Source organism: Aestuariibaculum scopimerae (genome assembly GCF_059428085.1).
The window spans coordinates 1,369,634-1,395,131 of record NZ_CM182089.1; the positions used below are offsets into that span (position 1 = coordinate 1,369,634).

Below are 25,498 nucleotides of genomic sequence, written 5' to 3' on the forward strand. Positions count from 1 at the left end.
AATGAATATTTGGCATTTTTAAGACCCCAAATCTTAAATGTTAATAACTAAAAAAAATTAAACTTAACCTAGGTGTTATGAGTAGAGGTAAATATCATACTCTAAAATTTTGTGTCGGCTTCATTGTGCTATTTATCAGTACTTTATGCTATAGCCAAAATTTAAAGCAACCTGTATTACAGTTTTCGGCGCCTTGTGCGTCTGCTACATTCAATACTTACTATGTTGAGTTTGCTTGGGATCCACCTATCGTAAATTTTGATAATAAGTTTATTTTAGAGTTATCTGATGCTGAAGGCGATTTTAGCAACCCCACTACATTAGCCAGTTACTCCGATAAAAACAGTATTTTTAAATTTCAGTTTTCTTTTTCGTTTCCAACAACTATATATGGTGAACATTATAAAATACGAGTAAAAAGCACCAGTCCAGAACGTTTAAGTCCTGTTACAGCTGCTTTTCCTGCCTATTTTTTAACCATCAATACGCCCTTAGTTATTAATAACTATGTAGGCAAGGTTGCTATTTGCGACGGATCGGCCGCAACCATAGAAGTAAACAACTATCCAGATGAACCAAAATATAGATGGTACAGAAACGGAACCTTATTAACAGACCAAACAAGTGCCTCCATAACAACCTCTCAATCTGGTGTTTACTATGTTGAATTGGATTATGGTAATAAATGCTCCAGTGCCACACTCTCTAATGCTGTTGAAATTATTAACGGACAATCTATAGGTATTTCTATAAATGGTGATAGTGAAGTACGTGTTTGCAAAGATACATCTTATATATTGGAGAGTAATGTTGACGATACTTCATTAATATACCAGTGGTTTAAGGATTCCGAACCCATGTCGCAAGAAGGGTATTATCCAACGTTTGATGTAAGTGCTGTAGCAGATTCCAATTCTGTTGGGAAATGGTATGTAGAGGTTAGTAAGATAGGTGGGTGTAAAGAACGATCTGCTGAAGTAAACGTCCTTTTTAAAGAAATAACGGCAACTTTAGCCAATTTATCGAGTGATTTACTGTTTCCCGGTGACCAAGCAGTGTTTGAAGTAACTACTGATGCCGCTGAACCAATGTATGCCTGGTACAAGAACAATATCTTACTAACAAGTGCCGGAAACAAAAGTCTAACAACTTCCGATCCAGGTACTTATTATTGTATTGTTACCGACAATAATGGCTGTACTGCTGAAAGCAGGACGCAATCTATTACAATTGATGCTCCCAAGGAATTTCGTATTGCTATTAATAAGAGCAGTGACTATACTGACTGTGAAAGTCTTTCAACACAATTAACTGTAAGCCAAATTAAAGCGATCCTGAACAACGGCAGTGAAGTTGATGTATATAACGATTTTATAAGCGCCTTTGGGTTTCAATGGTATAAGGATGGTATTGCAATTACCGACGCAACCTCTAAGTCATTGGAAATAAGCAGTTTTACTAATAATGGCACTTATTATGTAAAGGGCTCACTTGAAAATTACAACGCACAGTCCAATACTGAAACAGTACAACTTACTTTTTCTAACAATCTAACAATTAGTAGTGAGGGTTCTATTTCTTGTGATGGTTCTGCAAAAGCAACTATCACTGCTAACTTAGAAAGTACCGACTATGAATACAAATGGTATTTAGACAATCAATTATTAAGTTCCGAAACTACCAGTTCTATTGAAACCAATGCAAGTGGTATTTACAAATTAGCCATTGCTGCCCATGATTGTACTATATACTCTAACGAATTAACTATCAGTCCTTTAAATACTGACGGGTTAGCTCTTGATTCTGAAGAAAACATTACGCTTACAGAAGGAACTTATAGAGTTGTTACCGCCAGTGGTGCCGAAGATTATGCTTGGTATAGAACAAATACCCAAGAGCTATTAAACTACGGTGCCTCAATTGAACTAAGTGAAGAAGGCAGCTATACCCTTATAGCCACAATAAAAGGCTGCGAGCTTATAAAAACTATTACCGTTTCCTTTGTTGAAAGTTACGTTGTTCCTAATGTAATTAGTCCTAATTCTGACGGATACAACGACCAATGGATATTACCTAATGCTTATTCCTTTAAAAATGAAGTAGAAATTTCTGTTTTTAACCAAAACGGGGATATTCTTCTTAAAACCACAAATTACCAGAATAACTGGCCAGATACTGGAAGACTAATCACAACTAGCAGTACTGAAAAACCTGTTTATTTCTATACAATTACCAAAAACAATGCTGTGGTTAAAAAAGGAACTTTAACAATAATCAATTAAGGTTTATGAAGACAAAAATTACACTATTACTTATTTTAATTTTTTCTGTTTTCGCTGTAAATGCACAGGATGAAGACCCCTATGTTTCTATAGAAATTCCTGCCCAAAACATGTTAAAGTTTAATAGGTTCATGATAAACCCAACCTTCTCTACGGTTAGGGAAAATAAGTCTTACATTAATATTTACCATAGAAACCAATGGGTTCAGTATGATAGTTCTTTTAACACCTATCTTTTAAGTTATTCTGGCAGAATAGGGGATAGAAGCGGTGCAGGACTAAGCTTATACCACCAAAACTTTGGAACAATCTCAAATTTTGGGGTTTTGGCAAATTATGCATACGGTACGCGCTTATCAGACAAATCTGTGTTAACACTAGGTTTTAATTTAAGCTATTATAAAAGTGGCTTTGACAGAAGTGAATCTATTACAACTACGCCAGACCCACGATTAGAAGCACTTGAAGGAAACTCATTATTGGGCCTACAACCTGGTTTAAATTTAGCTATTGGTAGTTTTGATTTCGGAATTTATGCAGAAAACCTGATAGATTATAATATTAAGACCAAAAAATCGATCACATCCTTCTCAGAAAAGATATTTTCCGGTCATATTCAATATACAAAAGAACTAAATAGCAAAGACAATGTCTTAGAGGGTGGGCGTCTTATGGTAATGGCAAGAGGTAGAAAAACCCCTGAAGAATCTATTAATTTAAGTGGTAATTTATTGCTTGATGTGCCCAAAATGGGCTGGATTCAAACAGGATACGACGATTATTATGGTGCATCTGTTGGTGTAGGCTTTAATTTAGGGAAAAACATTTCTATAGGTTATACTTATGAAAAAGGTATGAGCGGTGTCGTTAAAAATTTAGGAGCTACCCATGAAATTTCATTTGCCTACTCCATTCAGCCAAACTTAACCGATAAAATGGTTTTCCAAAACAATGCTGATGATATGCCGGAACTCCTTGACGATTTCGATTTATTGGAAATGCAACAAAATAATGCTACGGCTAATAATGAAGACACTACCAAAAAAAGCAAAAAAGCATTAAGAAAAACTGTTGCCAATAATGATGATAGTGAAGCTGCTGACTATAGTTCTTTCAACAAAAAGCAACGCGTTATACTAAGCCAAAAAGACTCCATTATTAAGCAACTTGAAAACAAAGTAGCGGAAAACACCTTGATAATCAATGAATTACTATTAATGCAAGATTCTATAAACGATGCCCGCGTTGCAGATATGGAACGCCGTTTTCAACATTTAATGCACTTCATAAATAATAGTGCCGTTCAAAATGACACTTATATTGCAGAAAACAAACAAACTTTACAAGCAGCACCCATCAAAAAGCCTGTATTCAATGAAAATATTGATGCCAATACCCCATTGGCAGCTTTAAATCCTGATGCTGATAAAAATTACGAAGGTTTAAACAAAAAACAAAAAGACATTGTAAAAAAGCAAGACAAAGCCCTGTTAAAACTTAATGAAACCATTAACGAAAACCGTGCTATTGCTGAAAACTTACTATATAGAGAAGATTCTATAAACCGCGCTTTAAATGCTAAAATTGAACAAGACTTTTTAGCTTTATCCGATTCGGCTAAACAAAAGGCCCAAACGACCACATATGTAGCTAAAAACTTAAATGAAGTTGCTCCAGAGCCTAAAGAAACAACCCATTTTAAAGCTATAAAGGATGCTGTAACAGAAAATGATGATGCCTATACTCAGGAATTGAAGAAGCACAAGATTAAAAACAGTACTTTAAATGTTGATGGCGTAGAAAGTGGTTATTATATCATAACAAATGTGTACTCCACTGATGAATATTTCAATAAATTCATGAACAAGCTTACAGATAAAGGCTTAAATCCAAGTTATTTTAAAAATGACAAAAATAATCGCAAATATGTGTATTTAAAGCGTTTTGACTCTTGGCAAGATGCCATTGCAGCCTATAGATCTAATGTAAATAACACCTATGAAGGCGAAAAATGGATTATGAATGTAAATGGTGCTCAAAATTTTGATTATGAGAATGTTAACAAGGGCTATTATGCTGCTAATAAGCCTGAAGAGACGCCAAAAAAGGCGGTTTTAGCACAACAAAATAGCAAAGCTTCGGGCACAACCACCATTGCGAGCTCTGCAAAAAGTGACATCTTTACGAACATTCAAAAAGATATTTCCAAACCGAGCACAAATGATACTAAGCCAGATATTATCAATGCAAGCCCTATTAAATCAGATTATTTGGCTACCAATTTCTTATTTGAAGAAGAACTAAAGAAAAACAATATACGAAGTGAAACCTTAAATGATGTTGTTGGTGTACAAAAAGGATACTATATCATTGCAAATGTCTATAGCACCGATATATACTTTAATAAGTTTATAAAAAAACTGGCCAACAATGGTCTAGACCCAAATTATTTTGTTAATAATAAAAACAACCTAAAATATGTGTATTTAAAGCGTTTTGACTCTTGGCAAGAAGCCATTGCAGCTTACAAAACTAATATTAATAATACCTATGAAGGTGAAAAATGGATTATGAATGTTAACAACAAAGAAATATCACACAAAGTCTATTTAGCGGGTAATACCGTTGAAAAAAACAAGGCCATCAAGGCTAAGGATACCGTTAAAAGTCCAATCTTTAAACCGTTTGATTTTGACGCTATCAAAGAAAATTTAGCTATTGAAGAAATTGAAGGATTACGTGAAGATTAATTAAGCCCATAACCACAAAAAATACCTAAAAAGCTAATATATGCCCATAAGTCTATCATTAAGTTGATAATGTGTAAAAACTAATTAGCCGTTTAAAGAACATGAGAAAAAACTACTTAACCTACCATAAAGCCCTTTTTCTTGCGCTACTTACTTTAAGTTGCACACTTGCTGTATTTGGTCAAGAAAAAAACTCATTCGATATTAGGTATCAAAACAATATTAGAGGTGATTTAATTTTTATTGCCAATAATATTGTTAATAGAAATACCGCAGACCATGCTATTGGTACTGATAGTTTTTGCGATAGCGCCCTAAGTGACAATGCTTTACCTAATACGCCATATAATATTTTAGGCGACTTATCACTGTATAATGATTGTCTTTATATGGAATATATTGACATTGACAGCGACGTAACAACATTTAGTTCCAGTAGCGCCTCATTAACCATTCCCGATAAATCATGTTCTAGAGTACGTTACGCAGGGTTATATTGGTCTGCTAGCTATGAATATAATATTGGAGGCGATTCAGGCAGTGGGAGGGATGCCGATTTTAATATGGTAAAATTTAGGGTTCCTGGAGGCAATTATGTTGATATAACTGCTGATGAGGTTATTTTTGATGGTTTTGGCGACTCAGATTTTGGTGGTAACAGCCCCTACTCGTGTTATGCCGATGTAACCAGTTATGTAACAGCGCTTGCAGATCCTGAAGGAGACTACTATGTTGCCAATGTAAAAGCCAGCGAAGGTTTTCTAGACAGTGGTGTGTCTGGTGGCTGGACCATGGTCGTTGTTTTCGAAAACCCTTCATATCCAGGTAAATATATTACGACCTTTGACGGATTTGCCGGTGTAAACTCTACACAAACTTTAGACATTCCTTATAACGGATTTATCACTTTACCACCTCCATTTCCGGTAAATGCTAAATTTATGATTGCAACATTAGAGGGAGATAATAGAATTACTGGCGACCAATTATCCATTAGAGCCAACAGTAATAGTACTTTTACCGGGTTTGGAACCAACAGTTCTACTCAACCTAACTATACAAACAATTTTTTTGATAGTAACATAACCTATAATCATACCGTTCTAAACAACCGTAACCCAAATAGCGAAAACACATTGGGGTATGATACCGATCAATTTGATATTCCTAATGCCTTTAATGCTGTAATTCCAAACAGTGAAACTGGCGCCACTTTAAGAGCTAGTACTTCTGGGGATCAATATTTTATCTTCATGAATGCACTTGATGTTGAAATTATTGAGCCTAAAATTATTCTTTACAAACAAGTAGAAGACCTTGCGGGTAATGATATTGGGGGTGGAAATGTTACTTTAGGGCAACAAATAGATTACGTTTTAAGCTTTGAAAATATTGGAAATGATGATGGTACCAATTATACCATCCGCGATGTATTTCCAAACAACACCATTTTTATAGAAGACCAAATTGTACTACCTGCGGGGGTTACCTATGTTTATAATGCTGCCAATCATGAAATCACACTAAGCATTCCAGACAATTATATTGAAGCTGGTGACCCACTTACAGAACTTAGAATACGTATGCAAGTGGTAGAAACCTGTGCCGATTTAAGAGATGCCTGTTCTAATGTTATAGAAAATCTGGCCTATTCAACCTACCGAGGCGTGTTAAATGACAACCAAATAACAGACGACCCCAGTGTCTCAGATTTTGATATTTGTGGTTTTGTTACACCCGGATCGACCAATTTTTTGATTGGTTTAGATGAGTGTGATTTTGTTAGAAATGTGGCTTTATGTGGTAGCGGTGTAGATTTAACCGCTGGTAGTGGTTACGACACATATGAGTGGCGTGACAGCTCGGGAAATGTTATTGGAAATACCCAAACCATTACGGTAAATGCTGTAGGTACTTATGTAGTAACCAAAGCATCTAACGGACCCTGTTTGAGTTTTGATGAAACCGTTAATGTGTCTTTATTTTCAAGCACAACCACACACCCTGTGATTCCATATGCCGATGAGGTGGTAACTTGTCCCAACGATGGCGATACCTTACCAAAAATATTCCTTTGTGGTATTGACGACAGCCGATTTATAGATACCAATATTAACGATGCACAAAGCATAGAATGGCAACAATTAAATGAAGGCAGTTGTCCTGATGTTGGTATTGATGATTGCGCCAATAAAGATAGTACCTGTGGTTGGACAACCATTTCAACATCCGATAGTTTTGATGCTACTTCAGCTGGTGAATACCGTATTGTGGTATCCTATCAAAATGGTTGTTTTAGTCGTTTCTATTTCAACGTTTATGAAAATATTTTAGATCCAAACTACATCACCAAAGATATTATTTGTAACAGTCCCGGTGAAATTTTGGTAACCAATGTGCCTTCTAGTTACGAGTTTCAATTAGTTGACCAAACCACTGGAACTGTTATTGTAGATTTTCAACCTAGTCCTTTATTTACTGTAACTTCAGCAGGCACTTATACTGTTAACATTCAACAAGTTGGTGTTGGTACTGGTGCGTGTATTTTCTCTTTAACAGATATCGGTATTCGCGAACGTGACTATGAAATCAATACCATAGTAACCAACCAAGGCTGTAATACCTTTGGAAGCATCCGTGTGCAAGCACTGGATGTAGAACCACAATACTATTATGAAATCAGTCAAGGCGGGTCTACCGTAGACACCTATGGCCCTTCTAATGACAACGATTATACTTTTGAAGGTCTGATAGCCGGTATTTATGATGTAACCGTAACCACAGACGACGGCTGTATTCTAACCGAGCAAGTAGAAATTATTAATGAGTTCGATTTAGCTTTCGAGGCCAGGGTATCCCAACACATTACCTGTAAAGAAGGTAATATTTTAGTTGACCCATCGGGTGGGAAACCCCCATACCAATATGCGATTTGGTCATTTGAAAGCGAGGGAACAGCTCCCGATCTTACCTATGCCGATGTGTTTGATATTCCAGCTAGCGAATTTCAAACTAGGGAAATATTTGATATCCCTATAGGTAGCCAAGGTGATTATATTTTCGTGGTTGTTGATAGAAATAACTGTTTTGCTTTTTCCAATAAGGTTAACATCCATTTAGAACAAGCTGTTGAATACAACATTGTTGTAACCGATGAGACTTGTTACCAAGCCAACGACGGAACTATTACCATTAATATTACCGATGGGCATGGTTATAAAACCGATTTCAGTATTAACGGTGGCACATATAGAACGTCCAATTCATTTACCAATTTGGCTCCCGGAACCTATGATGTAACTGTAAGAGCAACAAAAGGTAGTGAATCCTGTGAATATACCGATCAAGTAACCATCAACCCGGCCATTGAATTGCTGGGAGAATCTGAACAAACCCAAGATTATACCTGTTTAACTATGGGTGAAATCCGTGTGGTTCCGGGCTCTGTTTCCGGAGGTAATCCACCCTATGAATATAGTATAGATGGTGTAAACTTTACATCTAGTACCGTTTTTGGCGGATTGATTGATGGCGTTTATACCATAACCATACACGATGCCAATGGTTGTACCATTACCACAACGCCTATTACCATAGATCCGTTAGATCCACCAACAGATATTACGTTTACTGCTACCCCAGTAACCTGTCCGGCCATAACATCCAATGTTACATTAAACATAGTAGGGGGGACCGCACCCTTTACTTATGAGATAACAGCTCCAGCAGGAAGCGTTGTTAATAATGGAAACAATAGCACGTTTAATAATCTAGCGCCTGGAACCTATACCTTTTTGGTAACCGATGCAACGGGTTGTACCATTACGGAGAACTATACCATTAATGATATTCCCCAAATACAAGTAACTGGAACGGTAAATAGCCATGTAACTTGTTTTGGTGATAGTGATGGTGACCTTACATTTGATGTGTCCGATTTTGTTTCAACATACACATACACCATTACAAATTCAGCAAGTACAACGGTAGGAAGTGGCAGTAATGTAAGTTCAAACAGTATCAATCTTAATGGATTACCTGCTGAAACCTATACCATTTCAGTGACTGATGATACTACAACTTGTACCAATACATACAACTTAACCATTACTGAGCCTTCTGCTGCTTTAGACTTTACATTTACTGCAGGTATTATAGATTGTAATAACACGACGGCAGATATTATTGTAAATGCTACAGGTGGTTGGGGTGGTTATTCCTATCAACTGGAAGATAATATAGGTACAGTGATTACGGCATACCAAAACGGTAATGTATTTACTGGTTTAACTGGTGGCGATTATGTCATTTTTGTACAAGATGCCAATGGATGTATTGTTTCAAAACCACACACCATAGCACCTTACACACCGCCTTCAGTAACTCTAGCAACTCCAAATGTGTGTTTAGATGGCAGTGCCATTACACTCACCGCTACAGCTACTGGTGGTACTGCACCTTTACAGTACAGCTTAAATGGAGGCCCAACACAAACGTCTAATACCTTTACTGTTTATAGCTCTGGTTCATACACTGTAACCATTACTGATGCTTATGGTTGTACAGCCAACTCGAACACTGTTTTAGTATCCGACCAACTAACCATTAATGCTATTGTTAGTAAAGGCCTAGACTGTTCTGGATCACCCGATGCTGTGATAGATATTAGTATTACCGGTGGAACGGCTAATTACACTTATGAAGTATCCACAGATGGAGGATCTACATACACCACCATTTCAACCACATCCAGCACTACGGAAACATATACCACAGCTACTGATGGCACCTATACCTTTAGAGTGACCGATGTAGCAGGTTGTACTGCAACTACAAGTGCTGTTGTAAGTCCGTTATCACCACCAGATATTACGTCTTTGGTTCAAACCACCGATATTTTATGTAATGGTGAGCCAGGTGCTTCAATACAGGTTAATTTAGACAACACACAAGGAGTGCCTCCATACACCATTAATGTATATAATAACACCACAGCAACAGATTATGGTACACAAACCTCTGGCTTACCAGCAGGAAATTATACGGTAACTGTAACGGATGCCAATGGCTGTACCGATACGGACACGATAACTATTACAGAGCCAGATCCTATTGCTTTTGATGTGGCATTAGTGCCTATTACCTGTACAGGGGTTGGTACCCAATTTGGTTCAATTACCGTAGAAAATGTTACTGGAGGTACTGCAGAATATACTTATTACTTAAGTAATAACTTTGGTGATACATTTACCCCTTACACCACTACAGCTGGGGGCGAAGACTATTCCTTTGTGATTCTTAACTTCGGTATTTACCAAGTGGATGTTGTAGATGCCAATGGGTGTTCATTACGATCTGTTGAAATTATTGCGTCACCTCCAAATGACTTAGATATTGATGTATCTACTTCTACTGTAGACTGTAGTGTGGGCGGAACGGCTATTGTTACCGTTACCTCTGCTATTCCAGGAAATAATTATTCGTTTGGTATCTTAGAAACCAATACGCCTCCGTATTCGTCTTCTTTCCAAGGACCAGATACACCTGGGGGTGCTACTTCAACATTTACAGGATTAATCCCTGGTTATACTTACACATTTGTTGTTTACGACAGTGTGACCAACTGTTATTATTTTGAAACAGCTGATGCGCCTATCGATTCGCCTTCAAATATGACCTCAACTTTAGATGCGGTTAATAATGTAACTTGTACAGGAAATGCTGATGGTAGTGTTGATTTTACCTTTGATAATTATGATGTTGGAGCAAACAGTGTAGACTATGTTATCATTCAAAGTCAAAACAATGTTCCTACATTTATAACAGGGTCGCAAACCGTGAACCCACCCGCTCCCGGTACAGGTATTTCCGTAACAAACTTTGGTCCATTAGCGCCTGGTACTTACTATATCCTGTTTACAGAAAGAGGTGGTCCTTTTGATGGCTGTTCTGTTGGCTCTGATACCTTTACCATTTCAGAATCCATCAATACCTTAGAAGTTCATACCAATCTGGAGAAAAACGATAACTGTAACCTTAACGCCGGACAAATTTCAGCTACCGGACAGTATGGTACACCCCCTTATGAATACCAATTAACATTAAATACCGATCCCGCACCAGATGCTACAACATGGGCAGGTAGTACTACAAACGTCTTTAATGTTGAAGGTGGCAATTATACGGTTTATATCAAAGACTCCAACGACTGTATTCAATCTGAAAACATTAGCGTTCCAACCGATCCTGCACCTGCTATAAGCGCCGTGATTAACAACCAGTGTATTGGAAATCAAGGCTCTTACACTGTAGACGTTACCTTAGATACTGCTGGTGTTGGTCCGTATTACATTAGTGTAGACGGCAGTGCTTTAGCTGCTACCACGCTTGCAAATGCAGGGGACAGTATAACGGTTTCAAACTTAAACTCTGGGGCACATACCATAGAAATTACCGATTTTAATGGTTGTACCGCCACCAGCAATATTACCATTTACCCCCCATTACTTGTAGATGCCCAAGTAAGTGCACAACCATCCTGTACTATTGGAGGTACTATAACCGTTAATGGCATAGGAGGTAGTGGAAATTATAGTTATGCATTGTTAGATAGTGGTTCCAACCCAACGGGTATTAGTATTTCTGGAACAGACTTTACCAATGTGCCTGCTGGCGACTATATTGTTGAAATAACCGATACTGTTACCAGCTGTGATTTCCAGGCACCTATCAGCTTAGAAACTCCCACTCCTGTGCTCTTTACATTAAGTGGTGGTGATGTGTCCTGTAGTGGGGCCAACGATGGCTATATTGAAGTGATCATGGATCCTTCAAACGATAATCCGCCATATACCTTTGAATTAATATTGGGCGGTAGTACCATTGCCACGCAAACAAGTCCTATTTTTACAGGACTCGCTGCAGGTATTTATGATGTTACTGTAACTTCTGGTAGAAACTGTACAGATACCCAATCTATTGTGGTAGATGAGCCTGTAACATTAACCGCAACAGCATCTGCAACACCATTTGATTGCGATACCAATAATAGTATTAATGCTTCTGTGTTAACCATCACAGCTTCAAATGGTACAACACCCTATTTATACAGTATTGATGGTACTAACTTCTTTAGTAGTAATACCTTTAATATTCTTGATACGGGAGTAGATCAAACCATCAATGCCATTGTAAGAGATGCTAATGGCTGTGAGGTTGTTGCAGCGCCTGTAACTATTAATACTCTAGTTCCTATTAATACCAATATTACTCTAGATACTGCTATTGGTTGTACCAATGGCGAAACGATAACCATAACAGCCAGTGGAGGTTCTGGTGATTTCACCTTTGAAGTACTACCCTCTGGAACCATAACACCGGATGCTACAAGTGCAACAAGTGCCACTTTTACATTACCGTTAATAAGTGATTATACCATACGAGTAACCGATAATGTTACGGGTTGTTATGTAGACGACACACATACTGTTAATCCATACCCTATTATGGATGTTATTGCTAGTGTAAACACCAATATAGATTGTTTTGGAAACACCATAGGAGAACTTGCTGTTGACATACAAAACTATACGGGCGATTACAACTACGATGTGTTGGACGGGTCTGGAAGTTCTGTTACCAATGGTACCGGAAATACGGCCACGCCTCTTGTAATATCTAATTTAAGTGGTGGTAATTATTCTGTAACTATTACACAAACCAATGCTCCATTCTGTAACGATGTTTCAAATAGTGTAACCATTACATCGCCTAGTAGTGCCGTAGATGTTATCTTAAATGAATCGGCACCCGTAACCTGTAATGACGATGGCGGTGCCTTAACGGCACAAGGCTCTGGAGGTATTGCGCCTTATGAATATGAATTGGTAAACACTACTACATCAACAACTGTTCAAGCATTTAGCTCCAATAATGTTTTTGAAAACTTACCTTCTGGTGATTATACAGTTACCATTAGAGATGCTAACGGATGTTTAGCTCAAGACTCAAGAACTTTAATCTTGCCTACACCTATCAATGGTAGTGCCAATGCTTCTGCAACAGCATTGCTATGTTTTGGTGACACCAATGCTTCCATTATTGTAAGTGGTGTTACAGGGGGTTCAGGTGATTATAATTATATCCTAAACTATCTAGATGAAGGGTTCTCATCGGGTCCAACAGAAGATAGTACTTTTGATAATTTAGGTGCTGGTACGTACAGCGTAACCATCACCGATGCCTTAAGTTGCGATTTTACAACACCTACTATAACCATTACCGAACCAACTGATATTGTGGCTAGCTTGGTACAAACAAGTCCTGTTACTTGTGCCACAGATGGTGCTTTAGAGCTCACTGTAACAGGCGGTACCCCACCATATCAATACAGTTTAGATGGTGTTAGTTTTACCGGTAGTTTTACAAGCTCAATAAGCATTGCCCCGGTAACCCCAGGCACTTATCAATACTATGTAAGAGATGCTAATGGTTGTAGCACAACAGTCTCCAACCAAATTACGGTAGACCCCGTGGCACCATTAATGTTGAACATTGATACCACGAATGCAACGATTAACTGTACTGGCGACTCCACAGCGCTTATTAGAGCCGAAGCCACTGGTGGCCTTGGAAATTATATGTATGAACTGTTGGACAGTCCTTCGGCCATAACACCATTACAAGGGCCACAGGCCTCAGGAACCTTTAGCGATTACCCTGCGGGTACCTATTATGTAAGAGTGGTAAGTGATGATTGTGTCGACATGTCTAACCCTATCACCATAACCGATCCGCCATTGTTACAAATAACAAATCAATCTTTTACAAACGTATCTTGTATTGGTGAAAATGATGGTACTATTACGGTAGAAGCAGCAGGTGGAACCGGTTTAATTAAATACTCCATTACGCCAAATCTAGATCAGTTTGATACAACCAATACCTTTACCGATTTACCTCCTGGAACTTATGAGGTAATCGCTCAAGATGAATTGGGTTGTTTCATTAATCTGACTTTTGATATTGTTGAGCCAGACCCATTAACGGCTACTGCCATTACTGTATTGCCTGAAACCTGTGCTGGCGACAACAATGCCTTTATTGAAATTGAAATAACTGGTGGTACTGCCCCTTATTTTACCAGTTTTAATACACAAGATGATAGCAATTTTGTTCAAGATCAAGTGATTTTTAGCGACTTGGCTGGTGGTGAAACCTATGTTATTTTTGTAAGGGATAGTGGTGGTTGTGATACCTATGTTATTGTGCCCATAGAAGCCTCTGTAAATCTTGATGCAACTTTAGATATTCAGTACTTCTGTGATAATAACATGCCGTCAAACTCTGTAACAGTTAACTTAACCGACACTTCTGTTACCGATGTAACTTATGCACTAGATAATGGAGCACCACAGACTCAAAACACGTTTACAGACCTTGTTTCTGGTGATCATTTTATAGAAGTCGCCCATATAGATGGCTGTAGTAAAGTTTATGATTTTAGTATAGATACCTTTGATCCATTAGAATTAACCTTGGTAGAATCTAATGTTAACGAAATAACCGCAATTGCAACCGGTGGTTCTGGAAATTATGAGTTCTTTTTTGAGGGTTCTAGTAGAGGTACCGATACTGTTTACTACATTCATGAAACAGGTACTTATACGGTACGGGTAGTAGACGACCTAGGTTGTGAGGCCGTTGCTGATATTTACATAGAATTTGTTGATATTTGTATCCCGAACTTCTTTACCCCCGATAGCGATGGTAATAACGATACTTGGGCACCTTGTAACACAGAAGGGTTCCCGTTTGTATTGACCAAGATATATGATAGGTATGGAAGGGTTGTGGCCGAAATAGATAGATCGCAAGCTTGGGATGGGCGTTACCATGGCCAAGAATTACCAACAGGTGATTATTGGTATGTGATTAGCTTAAACCAAGAGGGTGATGACAGAACCTTTGTGGGGCATTTTACCCTATATAGATAATAACTTGTAAATGAGAAAATTATATACAACCATATTCATCATACTAACCAACCTATGGGCCTTTGCACAAGAGGTTTATCTGCCAACACATACACAGTACTTGGCAGATAACCCTTTTGTAATTGCTCCAACGTATGCTGGTATTGGCGATAATATGCACATCTTGGCCAATGGCCTTACACAGTGGGTGGGCATTAAAGATGCCCCAGATACCCAATCGTTGGTAGGCGATGTGCGGTTAGGGCAACGCTCTGGCCTGGGCGTGCTTTTCTATAATGATAGAAATGGTAATACACGCCAACAAGGAGCGCGGTTTTCTTTTGCGCACCATTTAACATTAAGCACCGCACACGATCAGTTTTTATCGTTTGGTTTATCCTATAATTTTAACCACTTTAGAATTGATGTTGAAAACTTCGATCCTACCATTCCAGACCCCTCTGTGGTAGATGACCGTGCTATAGCCAACCATAACTTTGACATTAGTGCCCTTTATAGATATGAAGGTTTTTATGCCAACCTAACCATTGCCAATATCTTGGACAAGGACATTAATGATTTTACGGCTTTTGAACCAAGCAGGTTAAGAACCTATATGATTTATTCTGGGTATACGTTTAAAAACCCCAATAACAAAAAAGTAGAAATCGAACCCTCTTTTCATTTTCAATTATTTGAAAGTGACGGCCGTTCGGTAACCGATTTTAATATAAAATACAGAACCTATGGCAGAAACGATAACTATTTCTGGTATGGAGTAACCTATCGTTTCTTAAACGACCAGTTTCTAGATCCACTAAATATTGGTCCAATGGCTGGTCTTATGCAGTCTAAAATATATTTTGCTTATTCCTATCAAATAATCATGAATAACCTATCCAATTATAACTCTGGAACGCATATGATTACCATTGGTATTGATCTTTTTCAGGGGATTAGTAATTGTGCATGTACTAATTAATAGTACTTTTGTACAGTAATTAATTTTATTGGATCTTGGGAATTATTAAAGTTGAAAACATTCGGGTATTTGCCTATCACGGATGCCTAAAAGAAGAAACAAAAATTGGTAGTGATTACAGGGTAGATTTAGAGGTTGAAGCTAATTTACAAACCTCTGCCATTACTGATAGGTTAAGTGACACGGTAGATTACGTGTTGTTAAACCGTATTATTAAAGAAGAAATGTATATTGCTTCCCATTTGCTAGAAACCGTTGCCAGACGTATTTTAAACAGAATTTTTTTAGAAGAAGCCCTGGCTACAAAAGCAACCGTTTGGGTTAGCAAGTTAAACCCTCCTATAGGTGGCGATGTTGAAAAGGTGACCATAAAAATGAGTGATACTCGTAAAAAATGATTTTAACTATAGAAAAGTCTTAATTTTTTTTACATTTGCACCATAAAATATGGCGTCATGGCCGAGTGGCTAGGCAGAGGTCTGCAAAACCTTCTACAGCGGTTCGAATCCGCTTGACGCCTCTAAAAAAGCAGTAATTATATAATATATAGTTGCTGTTTTTTGTATTAGGCACCTGCCAGTAAAACAATAGACCTTATCCGCAGATTCTATATTTACACCAACTTGCTTATCTATTACAAACAATTTGTTTGTCTATTATCAACGGCCACGTATATGAAACGTTTGGCATTTCAGAGAGCAAACCTGTCAAACCGCTACAATTTTTATTAAATGTAACAGCCTTAAAATTAGCACTATCCGCCAAATGTTTTATACTTTGTTGTACACCTGTAATTTCTCTATTGTTCAAAATCTTTCAACAATTCGTTTATTTCTTTGAGTTTTTTAGCATAAAATCGGCTAATGAAATACCAAATGACCGGAATCAGAAGTAAACTGGCGATAAGAGATTCCCAATATTCTTCCAAATCATAGAGTAGGCTTTTGTCATACCATGTAGAAGCTAAGGTGGGAAGAATTGATACGGCCAAAACCGGTGCTAAAAAAGCACTTCCCCATTTGATAGTATATTGAAATTTTTTAATTCTATTGACATGTAGAAGGGTTTCCCTGTAGTCATTTTTGACAATATCAACCTCCTGAATTCTTTTGACAAGAATCACCGACATCACCAAACCTGCAATTAAGATGAATATTGTACTAACTGCCCCTGTTAAAGAAAGCCAATCGTTCAATTTTCCAAAATTAGAAAAGATATAGACGAGCATCACTACTGAAATCGCAATCCCCCATTTTTCAAAAGTTATTATTGGATTAAAGATTGAATTTGACCTGTGTCTCGCCATTTTCAGGATCATTTCACTGGTGAGCACTTTTTGTTTTTCAAGTTCCCGATCCATCTCAAACCACTTTGATTTTAGTTCTTCTAATTCCATGATTTCTAATTTTAAGATTTGATGACTTTTGATTTAATTTTCTGTTTTATTCTGGAAATTCTAGTTCCAACATTTGTCTCGCTTAATCCGATTGCATCCGCGATTTCGCTATAGCTTTTATTTTCCAGGTAAAGCAAGATTATACCTTTATCCAGTTCATTGAGCTCCTTAATACATTGGTACAAAATTTCAAGTTTATCATTTTGTCGGTCGGATTGTATTTCCGAATAGTTCAGTGCGGTTGTATCAATAGGTATCCAGCTTATATGTTTTTTCCGTTTTCGCAAGCCGGTTATGGCTGTATTCATTGCAATCCGGTAGACCCAAGTGCTAACTTTAGAGTCGTTTTTAAAGTTTCTGAATGCTTTCCATATCTGAATCACTATCTCCTGAAATAGATCATCTTGATCCTCAGTATTATTGGTATATAAGCGGGCAATCTTATAAATGAGATTTTCATTTTCTTTTATTATGGTAGTGAAAGTTTCCTTAATGCCCATGAGTTTTTGTTTTACTTCATTAGTCGTTATAAGACAAAAAAAATCACAGTTAGGAAAATTTTTGAATGGTACGGGAAATGAATTTTGGGCTTAATCGTTCGATGTATTATGGTGTACAACTTGTTTATCTACTATAATCAAACTACTTGTCTATTATAAACAAGTTGCCTTTATTTTATATCATTTATGGGGTTCATTTTCTCAAGGCGTTCTTTAATAAGTTCCTTTTCTTTTGGGAATATGCCCTGGGTTAAAAGTAGTACTCCAAAGCCCAATATAACCAAGGCAATAATTTTTTTGGTTTTAAAAATAAGGCGTGGTGTTAATTTGTTCTTTAACTTTTTTGCTATTGCTATTTTAACTAAGTCAATTAAAAAATAAACAATTAAAATGGTGCTTAGAAATACCAACACGCCATCTTTAGACCGCGTAAGGCTATTGGCCAATACAATAAAAGCGACCCACCCCAGTAACACTCCAATATTGATAAAGTTTAGCAAGAAGCCTTTTAGAAACAATTTCCCGTACTTTTTTTGAATTTCTACCCTGTGGTACTCTTTAACAATTTCCCTAAAGGATTTGGATGTTTTTATGAATGAAATAAAACCATAAGCCACTAACAAAGCACCACCAAATATTAAAAAGTTTGGATCGTCTTTAATCTTACCTAAAAGCTTGCTGGTACTAAAAAAGGCTACCAGTATAAAAACAATATCTGCTAAAATAACTCCGCAATCAAAAATCAATGCACTCTTAAAGCCTTTAGTGGCACTGGTTTCAAGCAGTACAAAAAATACCGGCCCTATGGTAAATGCAAGTATAATCCCGAATGGTACGGCTGTTAAAATATCATCGAACATAAATGCGTGAGGATTTCATACAAAGAAAAGAAAAAAGGTGTGTTAAACCAAAAACACACCTTTTAAAGAATTACTGAATTAATCACTCAAAAAACCAGTTTAGTTAGCGTTCTTAAATATCTTGGTCTGCGCTTTCTTTAAGCTCGAAAGCAGACTCTAATGTTGTAGCAGAACTACCACCAACAAACACTTTAAATGCACCGGGTTCCAGAATAAATTCGCCTGTATTGTTAAAAAAACCTAGTTCTTTTTTTGTTAGATTGAACGCGACTGTTTTAGTTTGGTTTGGTTCTAATTCAACAATTTCAAACCCTTTTAATTCTTTTACGGGTCTTGTTACACTTGCTATTAAATCTCTAATATATAATTGAACCACTTCTTTACCTTTTACACTACCGGTATTTTTCAAATCTACCGAAACATGTACGGCTTCTTCTGAAACCACTTTTACAACCAGGTTGCTATAAGAAAACGAAGTATAGCTTAGCCCGTGTCCAAAAGGGTATAGCGGGTCATTGGTTTCATCTATATAATGCGCCCAAAATACCTCATTGGGAGCAGGAATAGTGGGGCGTCCTGTATTTTTGTAATTATAATAAATGGGTACTTGCCCTACGCTTCTTGGAAAGGTCATGGGCAATTTACCACTAGGGTTATAATCGCCATAAAGTACTTGGGCTATAGCGTGCCCACTTTGGGTTCCTAACTGCCAGGCTTCAACAATGGCTGGTATATGTTCGTGAGCCCAAGTGATTGTTAATGGTCGCCCATTATTTAGTACCAGAACAATGTTTTTGTTAACCGCATAAACAGCTTCTAAAAGATCTTGCTGTACGCCCGGTAAGCCCAAGTCTGTCCTGCTTCTTGCTTCACCGCTTTGAAAACCGTGTTCGCCTAAAACCATCACCACAACATCGGCACTTTTAGCGGCATTGATAGCCGTTTTAAATTCGCTTTTATCTGTTGTGTTTATTTTTAATTCTGAAGCAAATGTTGTTTCGCCAATGGCTACATCGGCTCCTTTAGCGTAGGTAAGTGTATTACCCGTGTATTGTTGCATCCCTTCCAGTACCGATACAGCCGTATTATCATCTGCACCGATCCTCCAACTGCCTAACGGGCTTGTTTTATCAGCCGCCAAAGCCCCTATTAAGGCTATGCTTTGACCCTCTTTTTTTAGTGGAAGTAATTGCTTGTCGTTTTTAAGCAACACAATCGATTTTTTGGCTACATCTAAAACAGCATCATGAATCTCCTGGCTACCTGTTACATTGTTTTCTCGTGCTTTATCACAATATTTATAAGGGTTATCAAAAAGACCCAACTCATATTTTACTTTTAAAATACGGGTTACGGCATCATCAATCAAAGCCTCTTTTACTTGACCTGTTCTTACCAGATTGGCCAATTCATCTACATAGGCATAAGATTCCATATCCATATCAGATCCTGCTGTAACGGATAATTCGGCGGCATGCTTTTTGTCTTTAGCATACCCATGAAGAATCATTTCGTTTATAGAGCCCCAATCGGAAATCACAAAGCCTTTATAATTCCATTTACCCTTTAAAATATCGCGCTGTAAATACACGTTTCCTGTAGCCGGCACGCCATTTAGTTCATTAAATGAGTTCATAAATGTTTTAACGCCTGCATCGGCTGCAGCTTTAAATGGCGGGAAAATAATATTATTAAGTGTTGAGCTTCCTACGTCTACGGTATTATAATCTTTTCCCGCTTCTGCAAAACCATAGCCGGCCCAGTGCTTGGCACAGGCTGCAATAGTTTCGGGGGCCGATAAGTCATCGCCCTGAAAACCGGCAACACGCGCTACGGCTATTTTACTTCCCAAATAGGGGTCTTCACCCGCGCCTTCCATAACGCGTCCCCACCGGGCGTCTCTTGAAATATCGACCATTGGTGCAAAGGTCCAATTTATACCTGCTGCTGCAGATTCTTTGGCTGCCACTTGAGCCGATTTCTTTATGGCTTCTAAATCCCAGCTCGCAGCTTCGGCCAAAGGAATTGGACTTAGTGTTTTGTAGCCGTGTATTACATCAAATCCTATAATTAAAGGAATGCCCAGTCTTGTTTCTTCAACAGCTATTTTTTGTACGGCTGTCACCTCATCAACCCCACGCACATTAAGCATTGAGCCTACATAGCCTTTTCTAAGGTGCTCATACTTTTTAGCAGCATCGCCATTGGATGGTGTTGGGCCCGTTACATCCCAAAAACCATTGTACTGATTCATTTGGCCTATTTTTTCTTCTAAAGTCATCTTAGCAAGTAAATTGGCAACTTTTATATCTATTGGTGTATTGGACGTTTCTGAATTAAGTGCTAGTTTGTCGTTACGCTGCTCTAAACAGGAAACTGCTAAAATCATTACACTTATGAGCATGCTATATAAGCTATATGTCTTCATCATTATTGATATACTTTTATATAATCTATTTCCATAGTTGACACATTAAAATTAGGGTCGATAGAAAACCAATTCCCGCCCATGGCAACATTCAAAATAAAAAATTGTGGTTCGTTAAAAGGCCATGTGCTACTGTTTTTAGTAGCTGGCTTGTATGAATATTTAAAATCGTTGTCTATTAAAAATCTAAGTTCATTTTCGGTCCACTCTAACGTGTAAACATGAAATTCTGTGCTATAATCAGTTACTATGGTTTCACCAACCTTAGTGTTGGCACAGCCTCCCGAACATGAGGGTGTATGTGTGGCACTTGAAACCCATGTGGCATTATGCCCCCAGTGTTCCATGATATCTATTTCTCCACATGTAGGCCACCCAACGGTATCGATATTGGCTCCAAGCATCCATATAGCGGGCCAGGTGCCTGCACCACTCGGTAATTTTGCCCTGACTTCTACACGGCCATAGGTAAATTGATATTTATCTTTTGTTAACAATCGGGCAGAGGTATAGCCATACCCTTCATAATCTTCTTTTTTTGCAGTAATCTTTAAAACGCCTCCCTCTACTTTTACATTGTCTGCCCTGTTGGTGTAATATTGCTTTTCGCCATTGCCCCACCCACATATGTTGGGGCAACCATTTCCAATATCGTAACCCCACTTTGTACTATCGGGTGGGCCATCTATGTCGAACTCATCCGACCAGACCAATTGGAGGCCTTCGGGTGCTACGTAAACCAAAATGTTTTTAGAAGTACTAATCATATTGCCGGTACTGGAATAGGCAAATACGGTTACAACATAACTATTGGTGCCTTCTACCGCAAACGTATATTCCAGTTCGCCATCGGCATCGGTTATCTCGGGGTCACTCCCAAATTTAAAACCATAGGAAACGGCATCGGTGGCGGTGGCTTTACAACTTATAACTCCTGACCCATCGCCATTAGGGTTACTACCATCTGCTCCTGCAACTTCTACTGTTAAAGCGAGGTTTTTTGGAATAATCTCTATAGGTTCCTCAGGTATGTTAGGGTCGGCACCACCGGATGAACAAGACCATAAGATTAACAGGCTTATATGTATGATATAAAGCATTTTATTAAGCATTTTGTTTTGTTAAAAATGGTTTAAGATGAGGGCACAGCTAATCTGTACCCTCATTTTTTGTTTGTTACTATTTATTGTACTGGTTTCTCGGTTTGGAAATAACAATACCAAGCAAAATCTGCACTTTCTTCAACTCTTACTTTCAATACGCTATCTGTTATTTCAATAATTTCAAAAATACTAGAACCAACATACCAACACATGAAACCCCCATCTGAGAAATTCAATGTTGTTCCACGATAGTCACCATCAACAGTAGCAATAGATGTTGATGGGCTTAACGAAACATTCTTAACGCCCAATAACGATGGAACAACATCTGCACCATGGCAAGTATCGCCATCAACACCTAAGTTGCCGGAGTAAGTACCAGGAATATAGGCTTCGCCTACAGTTTGTTCATAAGTTAACCCAGCTTCTGTTTGTGTAAATACCATTTCGGCTTCGTACATGCAAAGCTTGTCTTCAAGCCATGGTGTGGCAGTAAAGTACTGTGAATAGGTGTGTTCTCCGCCAGATTGAACTGTATTGGGTCCTAATCCTATATTTCCAGGTTTGTCTGCGGCCCAATACCAGGTTTTACTATTTCCTATACCGCCGCTTAATAAGTCTTTAGCCTCCTGGTCGTCAAAAGAACTAAACACATCTATAACCATAGATTTTGAACTTTGAGCACCCCCTGTGCCCGATGCAATAATGGTTACGGTATACGAATTCACGCCCACTTTGGTAAAACGATGTGTTACATCGCCAGTAGATGCCACGTTATCTGTATCGTCACCAAAATTGTATATGTAGGTTATGGCATTATCTGCTGTGGCTGAAAAATTCACAAACCCAGATCCATCACCATTGGGGTTATTGGTATCTGTACCAACAACTTCTACTTCAATTTGTATGTTTGTGGGTACAACAATGGCTCCTATTTCTAAATCTTCATCTTGACAGCCCATCATAACCAATAAAACTGTACAAAATGGTAGTATTATATTTTTAAATGTTTTCATCTTTATTGTTTTTTATTCTTAATTATGAAAATAAAGGTTGTCTATATATACAGTGGCACTGCCTCCTGTTGTATCCCATATTAATTGTGTAATGCCTGAAAAATCTATGTTGTATTTAGACAGAGGAATCGTAACGCTTATCCAAGTGCCTGTAACCACTTTGGGCAGGAACACAATATCTTCTTCATTTATTACGGTATTCACAATTTTAAATCCTAATACCGTATCATCAGGTGTATAGTAATCGAAATGTAGATACTGCATGCCAGTTAAATTGGTAGGATTACCATAATCGGTAACAATACCCGAATAGTTTAAAGATTCGTACAACCAAATATTATCGCCACTTACACTAAAATCGGTTAGGGTCGTGGTTTGTCCCCAATTCGGGTTCACTTCGTTTAAGGTCACACCCGTGTAAGCATCGCTGTAGATCGAAATAACATCGCCCGACGCAATCGTTGGTATGGGTGCAATCACTTCGGGTTGCGTCGTGTTTTCTGAATAAAAGTATAGATTGTCGATATACACTTTGGCACTGCCTCCCGACGTATCAAACAGTAATTGTGTAACTGCTGAAGCGTCTATGGCGTATTCCGATAATGGGATGGTAACACTCACCCAAGTACCTCTTATCACTTCATCAACAAACTTAATGTCTTCTTGGCCCACAACGGTATTCACAATTTTTAATCCTAAAATCTCCGCATCGGGTGTAAAGTAATCGAAATGCACATAATCCATGCCTGATAGATTGGTTGGGTTGCCATAATCGGTTACAATGCCTGTATAGTTTAAGGACTCGTATAACCAAATATTGTTTCCATTAATATCTACTGGGGTTAAGGTTGTGGTTTGTCCCCAATCTGGGTTCACTTCACTTAAAGCAACACTTGAATAAGCATCACTAAAAATAGAGATAACATTCCCTGAATTTTGTGTGGGTGTAGGCGCATTCGCCTCGGGTGTTTCTGCTACTGTAGAAGGTTTATAAAAATAAATGTTGTCTATAAACACAGTACCCGTAGCCCATGGATCGCCCACAAATTTCATTTGGAAGATTTCAGTAACCGTAAGTCCTTGATCGGTATATTCTGAAATTGGGATATCGATACTCGTCCACTCTCCAGATGTTAAATCGCTCCAAACTGGTTTTTCTGTAACGGTTCCTGATGCATTGTTAATAAGGGATGTTTCCATCCTTAAGCCTTCAGATGCTGTCCATACATCCAAATGTAAATATTTCATACCTGAAACATCTATGGTGGTACCTTCTGCTAATGCAATACCTTGATAGCTTAAGTTAATGTATTGCAACATTTCATCTCCGTTTAAATCAAAAGTTGCCCAACCGCTTCCTTGACCTGCTTGACCCCAATCTGGGAAGTAATTAGTGTCTGGAACATCGTTATATTTTGAGCTATATATTGAAATAACGTCTTGCGCTTCTCTGTTTGGTGGTGTAGGTGCCGATTCTATTGGCTGTAAAATCTCAGTAACTTCAAATGCTATGGTACATTCGGTGGTTTGTGTTGAAGCACTCATGGCAACAATTTTAATGTTATATGTGCCGGGCTCTTGATATGTATAACTAACCGGATCCCCAATATTGGCCATTACAGGATCGTCCATTCCCGCTTCTCCAAAGTACACCTCATAACTAATGCCGTATTTGGCATTGACTTTTACATCAACACGCTTAGATACCGCTTCGTTATTGGTCATTTGAATATCTGCATCTTGTCCTATTTCACAACTAAGCTCTGGTGCCTTAAAAACAACTTCAAGGTTTTCTGTAGCGGTGGTTTTTAATCCTGAAATGCCTACGGCCTCAATGGTTACTGTATAAAATTCACCTTCAGGTTTCTCAGCATATTGATGAACAACACTTTCGCCCTGTATTACTTTAGCCGTGTTTGCTGTACCATCTCCAAAGTCTATATTATAAGAGGCTGCACCAATAGCATTAGGGGTAATTGTAATAGACCCCAAATTTCCGGTACTCTCATCTAAAGTAGGCAGAAATGTTGCTGAAACATCCGATGGCGCTACTATAGCATCTAAATAATCGAAGTTTTCATCATCACTACAATTTAGAATAACAAGTAGTGTAAGACTTAAACCTAATATATATTTTATTGTTTTCATCTGTTTTTATTTATTGTTTTTATACGTCAGACCTGCCTTGCCGGCAGGCAGGTGTAACA

The 25,498-nt window shown here is 38.0% G+C and carries 12 protein-coding genes and 1 tRNA gene; 6 read left to right on the forward strand and 7 right to left on the reverse strand.

Annotated features, from left to right (window positions below; genetic code table 11):
- The first annotated feature begins 77 nt into the window (after positions 1 to 77).
- The 6 genes from AC5SR4_RS06095 (at position 78) to AC5SR4_RS06120 (ending at position 16,508) form a co-directional block, all read left to right on the forward strand.
- The gene (locus tag AC5SR4_RS06095; RefSeq protein ID WP_495358648.1) at positions 78 to 2,282 is read left to right on the forward strand and encodes an Ig-like domain-containing protein; all 2,205 of its coding nucleotides are present in this window, start codon (positions 78 to 80) and stop codon (positions 2,280 to 2,282) included.
- Between the two features lie 5 nt (positions 2,283 to 2,287).
- Complete coding sequence (locus AC5SR4_RS06100) at positions 2,288 to 5,032, forward strand: PorP/SprF family type IX secretion system membrane protein (RefSeq protein ID WP_495358649.1); 2,745 nt, start codon at positions 2,288 to 2,290, stop codon at positions 5,030 to 5,032.
- Between the two features lie 101 nt (positions 5,033 to 5,133).
- Entirely contained in the window at positions 5,134 to 15,027 is a 9,894-nt protein-coding gene (locus AC5SR4_RS06105; RefSeq protein WP_495358650.1) for a T9SS type B sorting domain-containing protein, read from the forward strand.
- Positions 15,028 to 15,037: 10 nt separating this feature from the next.
- The gene (locus AC5SR4_RS06110) at positions 15,038 to 15,988 is read left to right on the forward strand and encodes a PorP/SprF family type IX secretion system membrane protein (RefSeq protein WP_495358651.1); all 951 of its coding nucleotides are present in this window, start codon (positions 15,038 to 15,040) and stop codon (positions 15,986 to 15,988) included.
- A 35-nt stretch (positions 15,989 to 16,023) separates the two neighbouring features.
- Positions 16,024 to 16,386, forward strand: a complete 363-nt coding sequence (folB, locus tag AC5SR4_RS06115) for a dihydroneopterin aldolase (protein WP_495358652.1) — start codon at positions 16,024 to 16,026, stop codon at positions 16,384 to 16,386.
- Positions 16,387 to 16,437: 51 nt separating this feature from the next.
- Positions 16,438 to 16,508: transfer RNA gene (locus tag AC5SR4_RS06120), tRNA-Cys, on the forward strand.
- Positions 16,509 to 16,787: 279 nt separating this feature from the next.
- Here AC5SR4_RS06120 and AC5SR4_RS06125 read toward each other — a convergent pair.
- The 7 genes from AC5SR4_RS06125 to AC5SR4_RS06155 all read right to left on the reverse strand — a co-directional run bounded on the left by AC5SR4_RS06125 (position 16,788) and on the right by AC5SR4_RS06155 (position 25,439).
- Positions 16,788 to 17,384 (reverse strand): hypothetical protein, encoded by a 597-nt coding sequence (locus AC5SR4_RS06125; protein ID WP_495358653.1) that lies wholly within the window; start codon positions 17,382 to 17,384, stop codon positions 16,788 to 16,790.
- 11 nt (positions 17,385 to 17,395) lie between these two features.
- Positions 17,396 to 17,884, reverse strand: a complete 489-nt coding sequence (locus AC5SR4_RS06130; RefSeq protein ID WP_495358654.1) for an RNA polymerase sigma factor — start codon at positions 17,882 to 17,884, stop codon at positions 17,396 to 17,398.
- 170 nt (positions 17,885 to 18,054) lie between these two features.
- Positions 18,055 to 18,744 (reverse strand): LysE family translocator, encoded by a 690-nt coding sequence (locus AC5SR4_RS06135; protein WP_495358655.1) that lies wholly within the window; start codon positions 18,742 to 18,744, stop codon positions 18,055 to 18,057.
- 112 nt (positions 18,745 to 18,856) lie between these two features.
- Positions 18,857 to 21,175: a beta-glucosidase BglX gene (bglX, locus tag AC5SR4_RS06140; RefSeq protein ID WP_495358656.1), complete on the reverse strand. Its 2,319-nt coding sequence runs from the start codon at positions 21,173 to 21,175 to the stop codon at positions 18,857 to 18,859.
- On the reverse strand, positions 21,175 to 22,272 hold the full coding sequence (locus AC5SR4_RS06145) for a glycoside hydrolase family 16 protein (protein ID WP_495358657.1): 1,098 nt from the start codon (positions 22,270 to 22,272) through the stop codon (positions 21,175 to 21,177). Before AC5SR4_RS06145 ends, bglX begins: the two co-directional genes overlap by 1 nt.
- Positions 22,273 to 22,355: 83 nt before the next feature.
- Positions 22,356 to 23,291, reverse strand: a complete 936-nt coding sequence (locus AC5SR4_RS06150) for a PKD domain-containing protein (RefSeq protein WP_495358658.1) — start codon at positions 23,289 to 23,291, stop codon at positions 22,356 to 22,358.
- 18 nt (positions 23,292 to 23,309) lie between these two features.
- On the reverse strand, positions 23,310 to 25,439 hold the full coding sequence (locus tag AC5SR4_RS06155; RefSeq protein WP_495358659.1) for a hypothetical protein: 2,130 nt from the start codon (positions 25,437 to 25,439) through the stop codon (positions 23,310 to 23,312).
- Positions 25,440 to 25,498: the final 59 nt, after the last annotated feature.